General features: G+C 45.5%; 7 protein-coding genes and 1 other annotated feature. Of the genes, 6 read left to right on the top strand and 1 reads right to left on the bottom strand.

Annotated features, from left to right (window positions below; genetic code table 11):
- The first annotated feature begins 258 nt into the window (after window positions 1–258).
- Window positions 259–702 (top strand): ATP-binding cassette domain-containing protein, encoded by a 444-nt coding sequence (locus tag HP401_RS00630; protein WP_254456963.1) that lies wholly within the window; start codon window positions 259–261, stop codon window positions 700–702.
- Between the two features lie 29 nt (window positions 703–731).
- Window positions 732–961, top strand: a binding site (T-box leader).
- 57 nt (window positions 962–1018) lie between these two features.
- Window positions 1019–2287, top strand: a complete 1269-nt coding sequence (tyrS, locus tag HP401_RS00625; protein ID WP_015891079.1) for a tyrosine--tRNA ligase — start codon at window positions 1019–1021, stop codon at window positions 2285–2287.
- A 74-nt stretch (window positions 2288–2361) separates the two neighbouring features.
- On the opposite strand, the gene HP401_RS00620 is transcribed toward tyrS, so the two are convergent.
- Entirely contained in the window at window positions 2362–4476 is a 2115-nt protein-coding gene (locus HP401_RS00620; protein WP_173603700.1) for a hypothetical protein, read from the bottom strand.
- A gap of 154 nt (window positions 4477–4630) precedes the next feature.
- Between HP401_RS00620 and HP401_RS00615 the strand changes: the two genes are divergently transcribed.
- The 4 genes from HP401_RS00615 (at window position 4631) to tycB (ending at window position 20970) form a co-directional block, all read left to right on the top strand.
- Window positions 4631–5047 (top strand): MarR family winged helix-turn-helix transcriptional regulator, encoded by a 417-nt coding sequence (locus tag HP401_RS00615; protein WP_173603699.1) that lies wholly within the window; start codon window positions 4631–4633, stop codon window positions 5045–5047.
- A gap of 3 nt (window positions 5048–5050) precedes the next feature.
- On the top strand, window positions 5051–6241 hold the full coding sequence (locus HP401_RS00610; RefSeq protein ID WP_173603698.1) for an MFS transporter: 1191 nt from the start codon (window positions 5051–5053) through the stop codon (window positions 6239–6241).
- Window positions 6242–6826: 585 nt separating this feature from the next.
- A complete protein-coding gene (gene tycA, locus HP401_RS00605; RefSeq protein WP_173603697.1) occupies window positions 6827–10105 on the top strand; it encodes a tyrocidine non-ribosomal peptide synthetase TycA in 3279 nt (1092 codons plus the stop codon).
- Between the two features lie 95 nt (window positions 10106–10200).
- Window positions 10201–20970 (top strand): tyrocidine non-ribosomal peptide synthetase TycB, encoded by a 10770-nt coding sequence (gene tycB, locus HP401_RS00600; protein WP_173603696.1) that lies wholly within the window; start codon window positions 10201–10203, stop codon window positions 20968–20970.
- The last annotated feature ends 41 nt before the right edge of the window (window positions 20971–21011 follow it).

The raw sequence follows: 21011 nt of genomic DNA, 5'->3' as shown, positions 1-21011 counted from the left end.
GAGGGTGAATCATTTGCGCCATTGTTTATTTATTGGAAAAGCCAATCCCATAATAAATAAACAAGAAGCCAAATTCACCCGCAAATTTATAGCTTGAATTCCTGTATGATCTATTTTTCATATAGTGATTTCTAGTACGAGAGCAAGATGCTTCTGTTTATTGGACAGAAGCATCTTTTTTTGTTGTCAAAAAAGGGGGTGATACAGATGAACAAAGAGTAAATGACGAGAAACGTAAAAACGAAATGGGGAATCCACATGGTTGAACTGCACAATATCACGATTACCACCAAAAAAGACGACAGGACTCTCATTCAAAACTTGCATTTGACCCTGCAAACTGGTGACAAGATTGCCATCATCGGGGAAGAGGGAAATGGAAAAAGCAGCTTATTAAAATTGATATACGCGGAACAAATGATCGCCGAGTATTGCATATATGAAGGTAACGCGTGGAGAAACGAATGTTCCATGGGATTTCTCTCACAGGAGCTATCGGAGGAAGAAAAACAAAGGTCCATCGCCGACTTTTTTACGGAAAATCAATGGACCAAGGAATTGGTGAGAGCGATGGATGACCTTGGCATTCATGCATTGGATTCAGATAAAAGGATGGGGGGTTCTGGTTTATTCAACAGACGGCTATTCCTGTTCTATATGTATCGCATGATGAAACATTACATGGTTGACATTGCTATTTGAATTCAATATACTGACTTTAATTTCATATGAAACATACGTTGAAAGAGCCCAGTAGCAGCTTATTCCCTGTCCTAGAAAGCCGGGGGTTGATGGAACCCGGTACACAATAAGCGAGCGAAATACACTCTGGAGTATCTCGGGTAATGCCGAGCGGAATCGCGAACGATAACTCGCTACGAGTGGCATGAATGGCCTGCGCAAGCGCTTGGGTCCATTGGTGCAAGATGGGTGGTAACACGGTTATTCAATCGTCCCTATGTCTACAATAGACAAGGGGCGATTTTTTGTTTTTTACCATAGGAGATTGAAGGAGTGTATGGCAGTGAATATTATCGACGAACTCGAATGGCGCGAAGCCGTCAATCAGCAAACAGATGCAGAAGGGCTGCGAGAATTAACAAATGAAAAAGCAGTCTCGTTATATTGTGGTGTCGATCCAACAGGTGACAGCATGCATATCGGTCACTTGATTCCGTTCATGGTACTGAAACGCTTCCAGCTTGCTGGTCATCGCCCGGTCATTTTGATCGGTGGTGCAACAGGTACGATTGGTGATCCGAGCGGCCGTCAATCCGAGCGTTCTTTGCAAACACTGGAACAAATTCAGGAGAACGTCGACAAACTAACGGCACAGATGAAGAAGCTGTTCATTACAGAAGGTGACAACCAAATTCGTTTGGTGAACAACTACGACTGGACGCACAAAATCAATGTTATTGAATTTTTGCGGGATTATGGGAAAAACTTCAGCATCAATACGATGCTTGCCAAGGATGTTGTGTCGAGCAGACTGGAAAGCGGTATTTCGTTTACGGAGTTTTCCTATCAAATTCTACAATCGCTGGATTACCTGCATCTGTACAAACATGAAGATGTTCAGTTGCAAATCGGCGGTTCCGACCAATGGGGCAACATCACGAGCGGTCTCGATCTGATCCGCAAAAAAGAGGGATCAGAAGCAAAAGCATTCGGTCTCACAATTCCTCTGATGCTGAAGGCAGATGGTACGAAATTCGGGAAGACAGCAGGAGGAGCCATCTGGCTCGATCCAAACAAAACAACACCATTTGAATTCTACCAATTCTGGGCGAATACCGATGACCGCGATGTTGTGAAATACTTGAAATACTTTACGTTCCTCTCCAAAGAGCAAATTGAAGAGCTGGCGGAAAAAGTACAGTCTGAGCCACATAAACGCGAGGCGCAAAAAGCGCTGGCTGAGGAAATGACGAGATTTGTCCACGGCGAGGAATTGCTGGAGCAGGCGAAGCGCATTACAGCAGCTTTGTTTACTGGAGATATTAAATCGCTGTCGGCAGATGAAATCGAGCAAGGCTTCAAAGAAATGCCGACATTCGAATCTACCCTCGAAACGAAGAACATTGTCGACTGGCTCGTTGAGATCGGCATTGAGCCATCCAAACGTCAAGCACGTGAGGATATTACAAAAGGCGCTATCTCCATGAATGGCGAGCGCGTAACCGATTTGGAACTGGAAGTAACACCAAGTCTTGCTATCGGCGGCCGCTTCATCATTATCCGCAAAGGCAAGAAAAACTACAGCTTGGTAAAATTGTCTCAATAGAGAAGGAAAAAGCAGCTTCCCTGGAAAAATGAAGGGAAGCTTCTTTTTGTATTTGCATTATTCTTGTTTTCCTTTTATTTCGGGAATGCAATGCTATCCAATTTGTTTGAAGTAATGACAGCAACTGCATTCGGCTCCAGATCGAACCAAAAGATAAGATCGCCATCCGCTTTCTTTTGTGACGGCTTCATCCCGTTCACATAGACTTCCGAAGCTTTTGTCGCCATGGAAAGACCAGAAATCTTGTGCTCGCCACGATTGTGCAGAACGATAGAGCCGTTTGGTGCATAGTCCATTCTGACTTGAGAGAGGGCGAGCCAATAATCCATGATTTCACGTACGGTTGTCAAATGCAATTTGCCTTGATCGCGCAGCGTTTCCATTCGCTTCAGCAAGCGGTCAAAATCGGGATGGATGATCCAGTTTCCTTGGGCATCTCGAATAATAAATTTCCCGCCTTGCTTTTTGGATGGAAATCTCGCCAAGTAGGTATGGTTGATAAAAACCCCACGATTTTGAATGAGCTGCTGGAGATTTTGCTCCCGATACAGGTTTACTGAATACTCTGGAATAATGGCTGCCGACCATGAATAAAACGGGCCAGTCACTGTCGGATGCGACCAATAGAGAGGAGTGCGCAGGGAGTCGCCTTTTTGGGATTGGTACAGATCAAGACCATTATTGGGATTGGCGATATCTTCTGAGCTGTAGTGCCAAAAATAGGATGTGCCGTATTTTTTCCACTGATGCGCCATGTAATTCGCAGTTTGGATGTCAAGTGCGTTAAAGGCAAAGCTAGACTTCAAATACCCATGGTCAATCCATGTGCGGCTTTGGAAGTGATCTTTCATTACTTGCAACGCATCTTCCGTAGTCTTTTGATAGTGCCTGATTTCGTAAGGATAGAGGGTATGTAGACCAATATCATCGCCGTTCTGATTCAGATCATCCAGAAACTGCAAAAATTCAGGACTTTGCGCAATGGCGACATTGACAGGCGATTTCTCTTGAAAATAAGGATTCGAGTAAAACACGCTTTTCGTAACCGGAATTCGGTGTTTGACAAAACCGCCTGTCGCTTGTTCCGACGATGAAATCTTCTCGGAACCGAAATAAACAGCCCGATTTGTTTGCAGCGTCTGCTCATCAGCATGCTCTGTCCATACATGTGTCGCCAAAAAACCTGAAGGCTGACTCATAAATCGTGGCATGAGCTTCGGTTGATACCCAACTACTAGCGAGAAGGAATTCGTCCGTACATCGTTTGCGCGATATTCGGAAGCGTGGCGGACTTTTCCGACCCGATTCGTGGAGGTTTGCTGTACGTATCTGTGATCGTTCATGTGATCCAGATTCACGATAAGCTGTTTTTGCGTTGTATTCAATTCAAGTGAAGACACGTTGGGGGCATGGTACAAAAAAGCTGCTTGCTTCCCTTGACCAAATTTCGCACCTTGGTGATCCAGCCAGTAAGAAGCTTGGAATTTTTGTGTGTCCACTTTCCGATTCTTGCGATATACCTCTGTTACATTTGGCTTGAATTGCAGGTCGAACGTTTCACGAAAAACCTTTGCCGCTCGCTTGTAGGTGGTTTTTACAGTGATATCAATGGCTGGGCTATTTTTTTGCAATGCATATTGGGTTGAAACCACTGCAATCGGGGTCTGACCAGTGACGATGACGGTGTTACCAGTGGCAGTCTCCCGGTGTTCCACCTTTACATCATCCCATTTACGAACCCAGTGGCTGCCCCGTTTGATAAAAATGTTCCGGTCGATCACTTTCGTCGTTGGTGGAGAGAAATACAAATCATTTCCACGGACGGAAGTCACTTTCGCCTGATGGACAAGCGGAGCATTCATTCTGCCGCCAAATGATTCGGATCGAATTTCGATGGCTTCGCCTGGTTGAAATGGTGGACTTTGATCCAACGTTATTTGTTTGGATCCTTTCGGAAGAGAAGGAGTCATCGCATTATAAATGGTACCATATTCGGCTTGGTATTGAATGGAAGAGAGGATTTCGTTTTTTGCCAAATCGGTAATGCGGACATTGCCTTTCTCATCCCAGCTAAATACGTAATACGGATTTTGAATGGTGGATTCCTTCGCAAGCGTAGGTATTGGAAAAGAAAGTACGAAGAAAAGCAATATTAGAAAGTGAATGACGAACAACCTTTTTTCCAGCATGATTTTCTCCTTTTGTATGATGATATAGGTTAGACGAATGTTCGTGGAAAAAGCCACACGGAAACCAATTTTGAATTTTGACCTTCTCAAACAGCAAGGAAAGAGATATAATTATAATTAATTAAATTAATTAACTAATAATAAGGAGCATAACATGTACCCGTTCTTTTCAACAGTCGCATTCACACATCGTGTATACAATAACCAATTGCAAGAGGAGTTACTTCCATTCGGTATATCGGTTACACAATGGGCGTTGATCCGTTATCTCAAAGATAACGGTCCTGCTACCTTTAGCGATGTCGCCGATTATTGGCAAGTAGAGAAGCCGGCTATTACACCCATTGCGCAAAAATTAGCTGCGCGTGAAATGATTTCGATTTTAACAGGTGCAGACAAACGGCAAAAAATTATGTGCCTGTCAGAGAAAGGGGAAGCGCTCCATAAAACGATTATGGAAGCGACTGATCCATTCTTGGAAGAATTAATGGAAGGCATCTCACAAGAAGAAAGAGACGCAGCAGCCACAGTTCTGGAAAAACTAATCATGAATCTAAAGAGAAGAGGGTAAGCAGTGAATCAGGATAGGCTTTGGACAAAAGAGTTCGTCATTGTTTCTTTCATCAATTTTCTTTTGACACTGATGTATTTCTTACTAATGGTTACGATTGCTTCGTACGCCAAAACAGAATTTCACGCTTCAACCAGTTTAGCTGGATTGGTTTCCAGTATCTTTATCATTGGTGCTTTGATTGGCCGATTACTTACGGGAAGAGCCATTAGTTATATTGGTACGAAAAAAACGCTATGGATTGGGTTGGGATTTTTTGCTGTCACCTCGTTGCTTTACTTTTTTGCTGTCCATATCAGCTTTTTACTGGTAAATCGTTTGCTGCAAGGGATTGCCGTTGGTATTGCCAGTACTGCAACAGGTACCATTATTGCTCAAATCTTGCCAGCGTCTCGCAAGGGTGAGGGGATAGGCTATTACAGTTTAAGTGCGATTTTAGCCACTGCCATTGGTCCTTTTCTCGGCATGATCTTGTTGCGGCTTGAAAATGGTTTCACCTGGATCTTTACGATGAATGTCGTGTTTTCCCTGATTTGCTTGCTGTTTTATGCCATGGCAAAAATCAATGTTCCGCTTCCTTCCGCGAATGTGAAAGAAGAAGAAACAGGTTCACTGCTTTCGAAATTCATCGAGCCGAAAGCCTTGCCGATTTCATTTATTGCCTTATTAATCGGCTTCAGCTATTCGGGTGTCTTGTCATTTCTATCGTTTTATGCGGAAGAAATTAATCTATCCTCAACTGCGAGTTATTTCTTTTTGGTGTATGCCATTGTCATTATCCTCTCGCGACCATTTTCAGGAAAGCTCATGGACGCAAGAGGGGCGAACATTGTGACATACCCCAGCCTGGTGATCTTTGCTGTCGGGATGCTTCTATTCAGTCAAGCCTCGACTTCCTTGATGCTGCTACTATCTGCTGCGTTGATTGGAGTAGGCTTCGGAAACTTTAACTCCATTGCCCAAACGGTAGCTGTGAAGGTGACAGCTCCGCATCGCTTTGGACTAGCAACCTCTACTTACTACATTATGTATGATCTAGGATTAGGAATCGGGCCCTATTTACTCGGATTTATCGTACCGCATACAGGATATCGTACGATTTTCGGTGGGATGGTTGCCTTTATTCTTTTCAGTATCCCGCTTTATTACTGGTTACACGGGAAACGAGATCGGGAATTGATGCGTGCTACCTAACTCTAAAGGCTCACACTTTCGAATGAAGCCAGAAAGTGTGAGCTTTTTTTGAGGAGTTGATGAATGGATTAGGTAAAAAGTTGCTCATTTTACAGAAAATGACTATTTTTAACTGATTTCCAAAACGCTCTCTGTTATAATGAATAACAGTTTCTCAAGCAGGTGCATATGAATACGCTATTCTGCTGGATTCTAAGGAGGTGTGAAGGCAAGAACATTTGTTTTTGGATAAAAATTGGAAAGTGACTTTTGTCCTGAAAACTGCTTTGAGGAAACAGGGAATTTTTCCCATTGTGAACCGGTGTAAAATGGTGGAAAATTTGTAGATGAAAATTGGTTCATGACGATAGTAATATGAATGAGGGTAATATTTACAAAATAGACACAAAAACCCAGACACTTTATTACATTCGGCCATTATATTAAATGGTGTTGATGATGGAGTTTCCAGTGTGAGCCATTGGTCACTGAGACTTCATCTTCAGATTTCGCAGACCATTTCCTTTCAGTTGCGTTCACTTGTTTGGTCATCGCATTGTATTGGCACACGATAGACTAAAGTTTGCCAATTATCGGAGGGGACATATGTTAGCAAATCAGGCCAATCTCATTGACTTGGAGTGGGAAAAAGAACAGGTTGCCGTGTTTAATGATACAAAGGCCGAGTATCCACAGGATAAGTCGATCCATCAGTTGTTCGAGGAACAGGTAGAAGCTGTGCCACACCGAGTTGCCATCGTTTATGAAAATGAGCGCTTAACTTACCAGGAGCTTAACAGGAAGGCCAACCAATTAGCGAGAGCACTGATCGAAAAAGGGATTACAACAGACAGCATTGTCGGTGTGATGATGGAGAAATCCATTGAAAATGTGACAGCTATTCTGGCCATCCTTAAGGCAGGCGGAGCGTATGTTCCCATCGATATCGAATATCCCCAAGATCGGATTCAATATATCCTGCAAGACAGTCAAACCAAGATCGTCATCACCCAGAAAAACGTCAGGCAACTTGTTTATGACGTCGGATACCGTGGTTCTGTAGTCGTGCTCGAGGAAGAACAACTGGATACTCACTCAGATTCCAATCTTCACTTGCCAAGCAAACCTACTGACATAGCTTATGTCATCTATACGTCAGGCACAACCGGCAATCCAAAAGGAACCATGCTGGAGCATAAAGGGATCGCGAATTTGCAATCATTCTTTCAAAATACGTTTGGTGTAACACCTGCAGACAGGGTTGGACAGTTTGCCAGCATGTCATTTGACGCATCGGTATGGGAAATGTTCATGGCTTTATTAACCGGTGCCAGCCTCTATATCCTTTCTAAACAGACGATTCATGATTTCATCCGTTTTGAAAACTATGTGAATGAAAATGAATTGACCATCATCACGTTGCCACCCACTTATTTGACTCACCTCAACCCAGATCATATTACTCCCCTTCGCATCATGATTACGGCAGGTTCAGCTGCCAACTTCCCTTTAGTGAATAAATGGAAAAACAAAGTCAGGTACGTGAATGCTTACGGACCTACGGAAACAAGCATTTGCGCGACGATTTGGGAGGCACCTTCCAATGTGCTCGTCAACCAAACGATCCCAATCGGCAAACCGATTCAAAATACATCCGCTTATATTGTCAATGAAGAACTACAATTGCAGCCAATTGGCAGTGAAGGCGAATTATGCATAGGTGGAGTAGGCTTAGCCAGAGGATACTGGAATCGCCCAGACTTGACCGCCGAAAAATTTGTGGATAATCCGTTCGTACCAGGAGAGAAGATGTACAGGACAGGAGACCTAGCCAAATGGCTGCCGAATGGAGAAATTGAGTTTCTCGGCAGAATCGACCATCAGGTGAAAATCAGAGGTCATCGGATCGAGTTGGGTGAAGTCGAGTCCGTTTTGCTGAAACATGAACAAATAAAAGAGGCAGTGGTAATCGCAAGAGAAGACCAACACGCTCAACCTTATTTGTGCGCTTATTTTATTTCGCAACTGGAAGTAACTCCTTCGCAGATGAGAGAATATTCCGCTCAAAAGCTTCCTGCGTACATGCTTCCTTCTTATTTCGTGAAGCTGGATAAAATGCCACTCACGCCGAATGACAAAATTGATCGAAAAGCATTGCCAGAACCTGATGTTGCTGCTGAGACAAATCTTGTGTACGAACCTCCTAGAAATCAGACAGAATCGATTCTCGCAACCGTATGGCAAGAGGTATTGGGAATCGAGAAAATTGGAATTCGCGATAATTTTTACTCACTCGGTGGGGATTCCATTCAAGCGATCCAGGTCGCTGCTCGTTTGCATGCCTATCAACGAAAGCTAGACACGAAAGATTTGCTGAATTACCCGACAATTTCGCAGGTTGCTCTCTATGTCAAAAGTACGACGAGGAGAAGCGAGCAGGGAATTATCGAAGGCCCTGTTACCTTAACACCCATTCAACAGTGGTTCTTTGAAAAGAATTTTACGAATATGTTCCATTGGAACCAATCGTATGTGTTGTATCGTGAGCAGGGATTTGATCCTGAAGCGATCCGAAAGGCCTTGGATAAAATCCTTTCGCATCATGACGCGCTACGCATGGTCTATCGGAACGAGAATGGGAGAATCGTTCAACAGAATCGTGGATTGGGTGGCGAATTATACGAGTTCCTTCTATATGATCTGACCTCGCATTCGGATGTCCAGCAAGCTATTGAAGAAGAAACGAAACGCTTGCATGGCAACATGAATTTACAAGAGGGGCAGTTGGTAAAGGCAGCCTTATTCCATACGCTCCAAGGCGATCATTTGTTTTTGGCTGTCCATCATTTAGTCATGGATGGAATTTCCTGGCGCATTCTGTTTGAGGATCTAGCAACTGCATACAGTCAGGTACTAGCAGGCAAAGATATCGTTCTCCCAGAAAAAACGGATTCTTTTAAAAATTGGGCAGTATGGCTAAACGAATATGCAAATAGTGATGCATTGATGAGAGAAATCCCGTATTGGGAGAATGTTGAATCTACAGCTAAGAATGCTTCCCTTCCTAAAGACTATGAAACGGTGGGCAGCAAACAGAAGAGTATCCGCAACATACAGGTCGGATTGCTTGCAGAGGAAACCGAACAATTGTTGAAGCAGGCAAATTCTGCTTATCAAACAGAGATCAATGATTTGTTACTGGCAGCGTTGGGGCTGGCCGTTGCAGAGTGGTGCAGGCTTGATCAAATCGTAATTAATCTCGAAGGGCACGGACGCGAGGATGTGATCGAACTCGCTAACGTGACAAGAACGATCGGATGGTTTACGTCCCAATATCCAGTTTTACTAGATTTGAGTCAAATCAATCACTTACCTGACCATATCAAATGCACGAAAGAAAACCTAAGGAAGATCCCCAATAAAGGCATTGGCTATGAAATTTTAAAATATATGACAGAACCGGAAAAACGACGTGCCTTGTCCTTTTCCTTGCAACCCGAAGTAACGTTTAACTACTTGGGTCAGTTTGACTCAGGCCTTACCAGTGAAATGTTCATCCGTTCTCCTTATAGTGCTGGCAACTCACTCGGTGCGGATGGGAAGAACAATCTGAGTCCGGATTCGGAGATTTACACTGCCTTGAATATTACAGGAAGAATGGAAGGTGGGGAGCTTCTCATCACGTTTACTTACAGCGAGGAGCAGTTTAGAGAAGAGTCCATCCATCAATTGAGTAAGAGCTATCAAAAACATCTCCGGTCGATCATTACGCATTGCTCGCAGAAAAAAGAAGTCGAACGGACTCCCAGTGACTTTAGTCTAAAAGGACTTCAAATGGAAGAAATGGACGACATCTTCGAAGTACTTGCCAATACGCTTAACTAGAGAAGCACTTGCTAAAATTTCATGGGGGTAAAACACGCCTTTTATTTACATTTTATTACAAATATGACGAATAATGTCGATATCGAGGTGCCGGAATGAGTGTTTTTAGCAAAGAACAAGTACAAGATATGTATTTATTGACGCCCATGCAAGAGGGAATGTTATTTCACGCCTTGCTAGACGAAGAACATAACTCTCATCTTGTGCAAATGTCCGTTTCGATCGAGGGCAATCTTGATGTTGGTTTGTATACCAATAGCTTGCATGTGCTGGTAGAGAGATTTGATGTGTTTCGCACGCTGTTTCTCTATGAAAAATTAAAGCAGCCTTTGCAGGTTGTCATGAAGGAACGGCCCATTCCCATCTTATTTTGCGATCTAACTGCATACGACGAGCAAGAAAAACAGCAGCGCTATACGCAGTACAAAAGGAATGACCAAGAGAAAACCTTTCATCTGGCGAAAGATTCGTTGATGAGAGTAGCTATTTTCCAAATGACGGAGAGCAAATATGAAATCATCTGGAGTTTTCATCACATACTCATGGACGGTTGGTGCTTTAGCATTATTTTTGATGACTTGCTTTCCGTCTATTTATCCTTAAAAAACGGGGCTCCCATTTCTCTTGATCCAGTGCAGCCTTACAGCCAATTTATTCGTTGGCTGGGAAAGCAAGATAAAGAGGCTGCTCTCGCATATTGGAGAGACTATCTGGAACAGTTTGAACAGCAAACTTCTTTGCCGAGATTTGGGAAGTCTTCTAGCAATGCCTTTCTACCAGCGCAATATCGTTTTGTGCTGGACCGCATGGTGACGCAGCAGCTTTCTGCGATCGCAAGTCAAAATCGAGTGACTTTGCCAACCGTGATTCAAACCTTATGGGGGATTCTACTCCAATCCTATAACACTACGAATGATGTGCTCTTCGGATCTGTTGTATCCGGGCGACCAACTGAAATCGTTGGAATCGACAAAATGGTTGGGTTGTTTATCAATACCATTCCATTCCGCGTTCAAGCGAAGAACGATCAAACCTTTGTCGACTTGATACAGGATGTGCACCAAAGAACACGGCAATCCCAGCCATATGAGCATGTGCCTTTGTACGATATTCAAAACGATTCCGTATTGAAGCAAGACTTGATCGACCACCTGATGGTCATCGAAAACTATCCATTAGTTGAGGCCTTGCAGAAAAAGGCGGCGACACGACAAGTCGGCTTTGCCATTGTCAATGTCGAGATGTTTGAACCTACCAATTATGACATGACCGTTATGGTAATGCCCAAAGAAGAGATTGCGATGCGGTTTGATTATAATGCTGCTGTTTTCGACGATGCCTTTATCCAAAAAATGGCTGGGCACCTCAAGCAGATTGCGGCTTGGGTGGCAAACAATCCGAGGGTCAACCTTCAACAGGTTACCTTGCTGACAGAAACTGAAAAACAACAGCTAATGGCTAGAAACCTTGATACTTCCGCAGCTTATCCAACGAAAACCATGCACGAGCTCTTTATGGAACAGGTGGAAAGGACACCTGATCACGTAGCTGTCGTATTCGGAGAACAGCATCTGACGTATCGGGAGCTCGATGAAAAGTCCAATCAGCTCGCCAGGTTTTTGAGAGGAAAAGGGATTGCAGCAGACAGTCTGGTTGGTACGATGATGGACCGATCCATCGAGATGATTGTCGGAATTCTTGGGGTTTTGAAAGCCGGTGGTGCATTTGTACCAATTGATCCAGAGCTGCCAGAAGAACGAATTGCCTACATGCTCGAGCATAGTGGGATTCAATGGGTAGTGACCCAGCAGCATCTACTAGAGAAGGTCTCGGCCTCTACTGAAACAATAGATATCAGCGCTCCAGCCATCTGGGAAGAGAGCAGTGCGTCTGTCGAAATGATCAATCAACCAGAGGACTTATTTTATATCATCTATACTTCAGGAACAACAGGGAAACCAAAAGGCGTCATGCTAGAGCATCAAAACATGGCAAATCTGATGCACTTTACGTTTGCGAAGACCAACATCGATTTTCATGAAAAAGTATTGCAGTATACCACATGCAGCTTTGATGTTTGCTACCAGGAGATTTTCTCCACGCTGCTTTCCGGGGGACAGCTCTATCTCATCACGAATGAGATGAGACGTCATGTAGAAAAACTGTTTGCGTTTATCCAGGAAAACCAGATCAGCATTCTGTCCCTCCCAGTATCCTTCTTGAAATTTATCTTTAACGAAAAAGATTATGCACAAAGCTTCCCGCGTTGCGTCAAGCACATTATCACAGCTGGAGAACAGCTCGTCGTCACTCATGAGCTACAAAAATATCTGCGGAACCATCACGTATTTTTACACAATCATTACGGGCCGTCGGAGACACATGTGGTAACCACCTACACGATGGACCCAAGCATGGAAATACCAGAACTGCCTCCAATCGGAAAACCGATCAGCAACACAGGCATTTACATCCTGGATGAAAAGCTGCAGATGAAACCAGAGGGCATTGTAGGGGAGTTGTATATCTCTGGTGCGAACGTGGGAAGAGGGTATTTGCATAATCCGGAGCTGACTGCGGAGAAGTTTCTCGAGAATCCGTATCAATCAGGAGAAAGAATGTATCGGACGGGAGACCTCGCTCGTTGGATGCCAGATGGCAATATCGAGTTTTTAGGGCGAATCGACCATCAGGTAAAAATCAGGGGTCATCGCATCGAGCTGGGAGAGATCGAATCGCACCTGCTCAACCACGCCTTGATTAAGGAAGCCGTAGTCATCGATAGAACGGATGAGACAGGCGGAAAGTATTTGTGCGCCTATGTCGTTTTGGCAGAGGAAGTCAGCAACGAGGAGCTGCGTGCGTATTTATCACGAACGCTGCCGGAGTATATGATCCCTTCCTTCTTTATGAAGCTGGAGCGGATTCCGGTTACACCTAACGGAAAAACAGACAGAAGAGCCTTGCCCATCCCTGAGGGGAATGCATTTACGGGAGCGGATTACCTCGCTCCGACAACCGAGCTGGAACAGAAAATGGCAACGATTTGGGAAAGCGTACTCGGCGTGTCCCCGATTGGGATTCAGGATAATTTTTTCACGCTGGGCGGACATTCGCTCAAGGCGATTCATCTCATTTCCCGGATGCAAAAAGACTGCCAGACAGATGTTCCGCTTCGCGTCTTGTTTGATAGACCAACTATTCAAGAAATCGCAAAGTATGTGGAAGGTGAAGAGGCAGGAACGTATCTTGCTATTCCACAGGTCGCCATGCAAGAGCATTATCCCGTATCCTCTGCGCAAAAACGCATGCTGATTTTAAACCAGCTTGATCCGGCTAGCACGGTGTACAATCTGCCCGTTGTGACGGTACTCGATGGGGAATTGAATGTGCAGCAGATGGAGAATGCCATTTCCGGTCTTGTGAGTCGTCATGAATCGCTCCGAACTTCCTTTCATACCATCAATGGCGAGCTGGCTCAACGTATCCATCCGGAATGCAAACTGCCAATCGCCTACATGGAAGCGACAGAGGAGCGTTTGAATCAAATTATCACTGATTTCATGCGTCCGTTTGATTTGGAAAAGGCGCCATTAAGTCGGGTTGGCCTGGTCAAACTGGGAGAGCGGCGCCATGTCATGATCATCGATATGCACCATATCATCTCGGACGGCGTGTCATCGCAAGTCATCCTGAATGATCTTGCACAGCTCTATCAAGACAAATCCTTGCCAGAGCAGCGCATTCAATATAAAGACTTCGCAGTTTGGGAAAAAGGTCTGGCACAGACAGACGAGTACAGAAAACAGGAAGCGTATTGGACCCAACGATTCGCTGATGAAATTCCTGTCTTGAACCTGCCTTTGGACTACTCTCGACCGTCTGTTCAAAGCTCTGAGGGCGAACGTTATCTATTCCGTTCAGAAAAACAACTGTCGGATGGCTTGCAACAAGTGGCGGCGGAAACGGGAACTACGCTCTACATGGTGCTCATGGCAGCGTACCATGTTTTGCTCGCGAAATATTCCGGGAAGGAAGACATGGTAGTCGGAACCGTGACAGCTGGAAGAACGCACCCTGACACGGAAAGCATTACGGGTATGTTCGTCAACACGCTGGCAATGAGAAATCAGCCGGTTGCGACCAAAAGCTTTAAACAATTTTTGCAAGAAGTGAAGGACAACACACTGGCTGCTTTTGAGCATGGGGCGTACCCGTTTGAGGAACTCGTCGAAAAGCTGGCCGTTAATCGAAATCGAAGCCGCAATCCATTGTTTGACACCTTGTTCATTTTGCAAAATATGGATGCCGATCCGATCAACATCGAGGGCATGACAGTGACGCCTTACGTGCCAGAGGGCAAGATGGCGAAATTCGATTTGTCGCTCGAAGCAACGCAAAACCATGCAGGTCTCCTGTTCAGCTTCGAATTTTGCACCAAGCTGTTCAAGCAGGAGACCATCGAACGCATGTCCCGTCATTACATCCAAATCTTGCAAGAGATCACTCAGAACACGGACTTGGCTCTGTATGAGATAGAGATGCTCACCGAGCAAGAAAAGCAGGAATTACTTGTCCATTTCAATGACACATCTAAGCCTGTTCAGCTGGAAAGCACACTTCCCCAGCTATTTGAAGAACAAGTAGGGAAAACCCCTGATCAAATCGCACTGGTTTGCGGGGACAAAAAGTTGACCTATCAGGAGCTCAATAAGAAAGCCAATCAGCTTGCTCGTACATTACGGAAAAAGGGAGTGAAGGCTGACCAACGAGTAGGGATTATGGCCAATCGTTCCTTGGAAATGGTCATTGGTATCCTTGCCATTCTCAAGTCTGGCGGAGCATACGTGCCGATCGATCCAGAATATCCAAATGATCGCATTGCTTATATGCTGGAAGATTGCGAGGCTCGTCTGGTGCTTACCGAAGAGCATCTTGGTGCAAAGGTTGCTGCTGGAGTGGAATGCCTGTATCTCGAGGATAAGAGTAACTATTCTCGTATCACCACAAACCTTGACCCGATTCATACGGCTACCCATCTGGCTTATATCATTTACACATCGGGTACGACAGGCAAGCCTAAAGGGGTCATGGGGGAGCATCGAGGTATTGTCAATAGTGTGACGTGGAACAAACAAGAGTTGGCCTTATCCGTTCATGACAGAGGTTTGTTGCCCCTATCCTTTGCCTTCGATGCTTTTGCCCTTACCTTCTTTGCGTTAATTATATCCGGTTCAACGGTTGTCTTAACGAAGGATGAAGAAGCAAAAGATCCAATCGAGCTCAAAAACCTGATCTCATCATGGAGTTGTAGCTACACGGTGTGCGTGCCAAGTATGTTCCAAGCGATTTTGGAATGCAGCACCACCGAAGAGATCAGCCCACTGAAAATGGTCATGCTCGGGGGAGAAAAGCTATCGCCAAAGCTGGTTGAGATGTGCAAAGAGATGAATCCGCAAATGATTACGGTCAATGCATATGGCCCGACAGAAAGTAGCGTTATCGCCACCTATCTGTGCGATGCACTCCCGGATGCTCCGATCACCATTGGACGGCCAATTGCAAATACAAGCATATACATCGTGGATCATTCGCACCAGCTGCTACCAATCGGTGTAGTGGGAGAAATATGCATTGGCGGACTCGGTTTGGCACGCGGATATTGGAACAAACCAGAGCTTACCGAGGAGAAGTTTGTTTCCAATCCATTTGTGCCAGGTGAACGCATGTACAAGACGGGTGACCTTGGCAGATGGCTCCCGGACGGTACGATTGAATTCGCTGGACGCCTGGATGAACAAGTAAAAGTGAGAGGATACCGGATTGAGATCGGGGAGATAGAATCGGTTCTTTTCAGCTATGAAATGACAAATGAAGCGATTGTCGTTGCTTATCAGGATGGAAGCGGGGACGCGTATCTGGCCGCCTATTTCACTGGTAAAGAAAACATCTCGGAAGTGGCGCTGCGAACACATCTATCTCAAGAACTGCCAGCGTATATGGTTCCAACCTATCTGGTTCAACTGGACACTTTCCCGTTCACGCCAAATGGCAAGATCGATCGCAAAGCGCTGCCGAAGCCAGAAGGAAAGCCTACAACAGGTGTGGAATATGCCGCGCCTGCCAATGAAGTAGAGGCAACACTGGCAAAGATTTGGGAAAACGTCCTTGGCATCTCCGGCATCGGTGTGATGGATAACTTTTTTGAGTTGGGTGGACATTCTTTGAAAGCAATGACGGTAGTGGCGCATGTGCATCGGGAGTTTCAAATTGATCTCACTTTGAAGCATTTCTTTGAGCAGCCTACCGTTCGGGCCTTGTCCAGGCTGATAGCAAACAGTGAGAATACGTCAGATGCATCGATTCAACCAGCAGAACGACAAGAATACTACCCGGTATCCTCTGCCCAGCAGCGGATGTACGTACTTCATCAGTTGGAAGGAGCGGGCATCAGCTACAATACGCCTGGGATGATCATGCTAGAGGGTCAACTGGATCGCGATCAAATGGTGCATGCGCTGCAAGCATTGGTAGATCGTCACGAAATCTGGAGAACCTCCTTTGAGATGGTAGGACATCAGCTGGTCCAAAAAATTCATGACCACGTGGAAGTGGAAATGACGTATCGGAATGCAGAGGAACATCAGATCGATGAGATTTTCCAAGCGTTTGTCCGTCCATTTGATCTGGCTGTTCCGCCACTGTTGCGCATGGGTCTCGTGCAAATCTCGGATGAACGTCATGTTCTCTTGTATGACATGCATCATATTGCTGCGGATGCCTCGTCCGTCCCGCTTATTTTCAATGAACTGGCGGAATTGTACCAAGGCAGACAATTACCGGAGCTGCGTATCCAATACAAAGATTTTTCTGTCTGGCAAAAACGCTTTATCGAGTCAGATGACTTCAAGAAGCAGGAAGAGTATTGGCGCCATGCATTTGAGGGGCATAACAGCCTCTTGGAGATCCCGACAGATTTTCCGCGACCACCTGTGAAAAGCTTTGAGGGTGATCAAATCGTACTTGCTACCGATAGACCTCTGCTGGAAGCTTTACACGCGTTGGCTGCAGAAACGAAAACGACGTTGTTTATGGTGTTGCTAGCCTCCTACAATGTGCTGCTTTCGAAGTATACAGGGCAGGATGATATTGTTGTCGGAACGCCAATCTCCGGCAAGACGCGTGCTGAGCTCGAACCGATTGTCGGCATGTTCGTCAATACGCTAGCAATCAGAAACAAGCCGACAGCGGAGAAGACCTTCAAGGAGTTTCTGATGGAAGTCAAGCAGAATGCTCTGGATGCCTATGATCATCAGGATTATCCATTGGAAAGTCTGGTTGAAAAGCTTGGGATTCAGCGTGATCCGGGACGCAATCCACTTTTTGATACCATGTTCATTCTGCAAACCGACGAACTGTACCAAAAAACACTGGGTCAACTAACCTATCATCCTTATGAACCGACGAGCGCGCTTGCCATTTCAAAGTTCGACCTGTCTTTTCACCTGACTGAACGGGAAACAGACCTGTTGCTGCGACTGGAGTACAGCACCAAGCTGTTCAGAAGAGACACCGTAGATAGAATGTCGCGTCATTTCATGCAAATTCTACGCAATGTTGCAACAGAACCTGATAGGCAGCTTCAAGCGATTGAAATACTGACGGCAGAAGAAAAGCAGTTGTTGCTGGTGGAGTTCAATCATACAGACAGAGAGTATACGGAAGACCAGACTATACAACAGCTCTTTGAGGAACTGGTAGCAAATACGCCTGATCAAACGGCTATTGTATTTGAAGAGAAGCAGATGACGTACCAAGAGCTCAATGAAAGAGCGAACCAGTTAGCCACGGTTTTGCGGGAAAAAGGGCTAGGTCCTTCCCAAATCGTTGTCATGATGGTGGAGCGTTCCTTGGAAATGGTCATTGCCACGCTCGCCATTTTAAAAGCTGGCGGAGCCTTTTTGCCAGTCGATCCCGACTATCCCGAAGAAAGAATTCGCTACATGATTGAGGACAGTCAGGCGAAGCTCGTACTTACGCATTCTCACTTGATCCACAAGGTGTCCAGTCAGGCAGAGATTATCGATTTGGACGATGCGGAAAGCTATTCGGCACAAACAGACAATCTACTTTGCATCAACAAGCCGTCTGATCTTGCCTATATCATTTACACGTCCGGTACCACTGGCAATCCAAAGGGCGTTATGCTGGAGCACAAAGGGGCAGCCAATTTGCAAGCCATGTTCAAGAATCACTTCGGCGTAACCCCACAAGATCGGCCAGGACATTTTGCGAGTATTTCTTTTGATGCATCGGTGTGGGATATGTTTATGGCTCTTTTGACAGGAGCGACCTTGTATATCATCTTGCGTGATACGATCAACGATTTCCGCAAATTTGAGGAATACGTCCACAAAAACGGAATTACCATTCTCACGTTGCCGCCGACGTATGCCATTTATCTGGAGCCTGATCGTATGCCGTCATTGCGTATCCTGATTACTGCTGGATCGGCAGCATCTACCGCGTTGGTAGAGCAATGGAAAGAGAAAGTGACCTATATCAATGCCTACGGCCCCACAGAGAGTACGATTTGCGCGACGATCTGGAAGGCTTTGCCACATGAACCAGTTGGTCAGACCATTACGATTGGCAAACCGATTCAGAATACGAAGCTATTCATCGTGGATGAACAAATGCAATTGAAGACAGTCGGTCAAATAGGTGAATTGTGCATCAGCGGGGTGGCGCTAGCCAGAGGATATTGGAATCGACCAGAACTGACGGCAGAAAAATTCGTCGACAATCCGTTTGTGCCAGGAGAGAAGATGTATCGCACCGGAGATCTGGCGAAATGGCTTCCAGACGGAAATATCGAGTATCTCGGCAGAATCGACCATCAAGTGAAGGTACGCGGTCATCGGGTAGAGCTGGGAGAAGTCGAGAGTGTTCTGTTGCGGTATGAGACGATTGTGGAGGCAGTAGCCATTACACATTTGGATGACCTGAGGCAACCTTACCTGTGCGCATACTATGTAGCTGATGGGGCTGCAAGTCCGGCTCAATTGCGAGAATTTATGGGAAAAGAATTGCCAAATTATATGGTTCCCTCTTTCTTTGTTCAGTTGGATAAGATGCCGTTGACACCGAATGACAAAATTGACCGCAAAGCATTGCCGAAGCCAAGCCACGAAGAGAAATCGGGCAGAGAATATGAAGCACCACAAAACGAACTGGAACATTTACTTGCAACGACTTGGGCTGAGGTATTGGGAATTGGGCAAGTGGGAATGAAAGACAACTTCTTTGAATTGGGCGGAGATTCCATCAAAGCCATTCAGGTATCCACACGTTTGCACGCAGCAGGCTGGACGCTGGCGATGAAGGAACTGTTCCAATATCCGACCATCGAACAAGTTGCTGCCCATGTCATACCGAACAACAGAGAGAGCGATCAGGGAGTAGTAGAAGGCGAGATTGACTTGACGCCCATCCAGAAGTGGTTCTTCGAGCGCAATTTCACTGACCGCCACCACTGGAATCAGGCTGTCATGCTGTTTCGAGAGGATGGCTTTGACCCGGTACTTGTTCAGCAGGCGTTTTATAAAATCGTCGGGCACCACGATGCGTTGCGCATGATCTACAAACAGGAGAATGAAACAATCACGCAAATCAATCGAGCGTTGACAGGTGAGCGATTCCGCTTCCATTCGTATGACTTGAAAGATCATGCAAATAGCGCAGCTCATATTTGGGAGTTGTCTAATCACATCCAAAGCAGTATCGATTTGGAACAGGGACCACTCGTCCACTTGGCACTCTTCTCCACAACGGAAGGGGACCATTTACTGATTGCCATTCATCATCTGGTCGTGGATGGCGTCTCATGGCGCATCTTGTTTGAAGATTTTTCATCTGCCTATTCGCAGGCTCTCCACAATCAGGAGATCGTCTTGCCGAAAAAGACAGATTCATTCAAGGATTGGTCGGCTCAACTGCAAAACTATGCGGAGAGTGACGAGCTTTTACGAGAAGCGGCGTACTGGCACAACCTCGAGAGCACAGCCACGGCAGAAAAGTTACCAACCGATTTTGTTACAGCAGATCGTAAACAAAAGCACACCCGTACAGCGAAGGTCGAGCTGACAGCCCAAGAGACAGAAAAACTGTTACGTCACGTCCATCATGCTTATCACACCGAAATGAATGACCTATTGCTGACTGCGTTGGGATTAACCGTGAAAGAGTGGGCGAATACCAACTATGCTGTCATCAACCTGGAAGGTCACGGTCGCGAAGATATTCAGAATGAAATGAACGTGACCAGAACGATTGGGTGGTTCACATCCCAGTTCCCTGTCGTTCTTGATATGGAAAAATCAAAGGACTTGTCCTACCAAATCAAGCAAATCAAAGAGAGCTTGCGTCGCATTCCCAAAAAAGGAATTGGCTACGAGATTTTACGCACGTTGACGGCGGATAAACGGCGTCCATCCCTGCAATTTAGCCTGCAACCGGAAATTAGCTTTAACTACCTCGGGCAATTTGATTCGGATGTGAAATCTGGTGGATTTGCTTTCTCGCCACTCGGGACGGGTCAGCTTTTCAGTCCAGAATCGGAGAGGGCATTCTTGTTGGATATTTCCAGCATGATCGAGGATGGAAGGCTCCAGATCAGTTTTGGTTACAGCAGTCTCCAGTATCAGGAAGAAACCATTGCGGAATTGGCAGACAGCTATCGGAATCACTTGCTCAGCATTATTGAGCATTGCCTATCAAAAGAAAAGGGAGAATTGACCCCGAGTGATCTGGGTGATGATGACCTTTCCATGGAAGAACTGGAGAACATCCTGGAATTAATCTAATCGGGCGACATGAGAAATGCGATTCCTCCAATAAAAGCTGG

Origin of the sequence: Brevibacillus sp. HB2.2 (assembly GCF_013284275.1) — a bacterium.
In the GTDB taxonomy this organism is placed as follows: Bacteria; Bacillota; Bacilli; order Brevibacillales; family Brevibacillaceae; genus Brevibacillus; species Brevibacillus brevis_D.
Note: the sequence above shows the minus strand (reverse complement) of the source record. Positions and strands in the feature narration are given on the sequence as shown.